Origin of the sequence: Dietzia sp. DQ11-38-2 (assembly GCF_014145055.1) — a bacterium.
In the GTDB taxonomy this organism is placed as follows: Bacteria; Actinomycetota; Actinomycetes; order Mycobacteriales; family Mycobacteriaceae; genus Dietzia.
This window is the reverse complement of the sequence record NZ_JAALDW010000196.1, coordinates 1-2218: the sequence shown is the minus strand read 5'-3', so window position 1 is coordinate 2218 and position 2218 is coordinate 1. Positions and strand designations below refer to the sequence as shown.

Below are 2218 nucleotides of genomic sequence, written 5' to 3'. Positions count from 1 at the left end.
CTCGCGGAGGCCTCGGAGAGGTCGGCGCCGGCGCAGAAGGTGCCGCCGGCGTGACCGAGGACCACCACGCGGGCGTCGTGGTCGGTGGCCGCCCGGTCCAGCGCGGCGTGCAGCTGCCCGACCAGCGCGGTGGAGATGGCGTTGCGGTTGTGCTGCGAGTCCAGGGTCACACGGGCCGCACCGCCCGAGACCTCGTACCGCACCAGCTCCTGCTCACCCTGCGCGGTCATGTCAGTAGCTCCTCGGCAGCCCGAGCGAGTGCTGGGCAACGTAGTTGAGGATCATCTCCCGACTCACCGGCGCGATGCGCGGCAGGCGTGACGCGGCGAGCATCCCGGCGAGGCCGTACTCCACCGACAGGCCGTTGCCGCCGAGGGTCTGGATGGCCTGGTCGACGGTCCGGGCGGAGACCTCGCCGGAGGCGTACTTGGCCATGTTGGCGGCCTCGCCCGCGAGGTCGTCCAGGCCGGCGTCCACGAGCGCGGCGGCCTTGCGCATCATGAGACGCGCCAGCTCCAGCTCGATCTTGCACTGCGCGAGTGGGTGCGCGATCCCCTGATGGGCGCCGATCGGGGTCTTCCACACGGAGCGCTCGTTCGCGTACGTCGTGGCCTTGTCCATCGCGTAGCGCGCGGACCCGATCGCCATGCCGGACGCCATGATGCGCTCGGGGTTGAGGCCCGCGAAGAGCATGAGCAGCGCCGTGTCGCCGTCGCCGATGAGCGCGTCGGCGGGCAACCGGACGTCGTCGAAGTACAGCTGGAACTGCCGCTCGGGCGTGCGCACCTCGGTGGGGATGTGGGTGCGCTCGAGGCCCGGTGCGTCGGTGGGCACCATGAACAGCGCCGGCTGGAGCTTGCCGCTGGTCGCGCCCTCGAGACGGGCCACCACGAGGATCGCGTCGGCCTGGTCGACCCCCGAGATGTAGGTCTTCTGCCCGCTGAGCAGGAAGTCCGCGCCGTCCCGGCGGGCCGTGGTGGTGATGGCGTGGGAGTTGGACCCGGCGTCCGGCTCGGTGATGGCGAACGAGGTGATGATCTCGCCCGAGGCCAGGCCCGGGAGCCAGCGCTTCTTCTGCTCCTCGGTACCGAAGCGCGAGATGATCGTGCCGTTGATGGCGGGCGAGACCACCATCATGAGCAGCCCGGCGCCCGCGGCGGAGAGTTCCTCCTCGACCATCGCGAGCTCGGTCATGCCGGCCCCACCGCCGCCGTACTCCTCGGGCAGGTTCACCCCCAGCAGCCCGAGCTTGCCCGCCTCGGTCCACAGCTCGTCGGTGGTCTCACCGGCGTCGGACTTTTCGCGCATGTACTCCATGCCGTATCGCGAGCCCAGGTCGAAGGCCACCTTGCGGAGCTGCGTCTGCTCCTCGGTGTCGACGACGGGGTTGGGGATCTGTGAGATGTCGGTCATCGTGGTCACTCCTGGGTGGTGGGGTCGGTGCTGCCGGACTCGGTGACGACGGCGAGGGTGGTGCCGGTCTCGACCTGCGTGCCCACCTCGACGGGGAGCTCGCTGACGACGCCGTCCACCGCCGCGGAGATGGTGTGTTCCATCTTCATGGCCTCCATCCACAACAGCGGTTGGCCGGCGGTGACGGTGTCGCCCACGGAGACGGCGACCCGGATGACCGCGCCCGGCATGGGGGCGAGCAACGACCCGGCGGCGACCTCCGCGCCGGGATCGGTGTAGCGGGGCGGTTCGACGAGTGAGACCGGCCCGAGGGGCGAGTCCACCTCCACGACGGTGTCCGAGCCGGCCACCTCGTACCGGTGTACGCAGAAGGTGTGGCGCACCCCCCTGATCTCGAGGTCCACCGCGGCGGGACGGACCCGGCCGACGTCGACGATCTCCGCGAGATCGCCATCCGGGTGGGCGCCGGAACGGTCGCGGAGATAGGCCACCTCGAGGTCCTTCTCGCCGTGGCGCAGCGTCCGCTTCTGCAGGGTGCGGCCGACGTTGCGGAATCCGGCCCGGGCCAGGGGCACGGGGCCGGCGGCGTGGTCGGCGGTCCCGGACACCAGCGCGGCGGCGAGGGCCGAGATCCGCACGGCCTCGTCGTCGGCGAGCGGGGCGGCGAGCGCGGCGGACCCGTGGTCGTCGAGGAACGCGGTGGACAGGTTGCCGGCGATGAACTCGGGATGGCGCAGGACCCGGACGAGCTGGGCCCGGTTGGTGGTCAGACCGTGGATCTTCGCCCGTGTCAGCGCGCCGGCGA

At 71.5% G+C, this 2218-nt stretch carries 3 protein-coding genes; all 3 read right to left on the bottom strand.

Annotation, left to right across the window (positions count from 1 at the left end):
• A partial coding sequence (locus tag G6026_RS07345; RefSeq protein WP_182612784.1) for an enoyl-CoA hydratase-related protein occupies positions 1–230 on the bottom strand: 230 nt, incomplete at its 3' end.
• A 1-nt stretch (position 231) separates the two neighbouring features.
• Positions 232–1413: an acyl-CoA dehydrogenase family protein gene (locus tag G6026_RS07340; RefSeq protein WP_107757068.1), complete on the bottom strand. Its 1182-nt coding sequence runs from the start codon at positions 1411–1413 to the stop codon at positions 232–234.
• A gap of 5 nt (positions 1414–1418) precedes the next feature.
• On the bottom strand, positions 1419–2218 hold an 800-nt coding region (locus G6026_RS07335; protein ID WP_347238078.1), incomplete at its 5' end, for a biotin/lipoyl-containing protein.

What these genes read in the sequence shown, in the direction of transcription:
- G6026_RS07340 (WP_107757068.1), bottom strand. Translation starts at nt 1,413, where the DNA reads ATGACCGACATCTCACAGATCCCCAACCCCGTCGTCGACACCGAGGAG.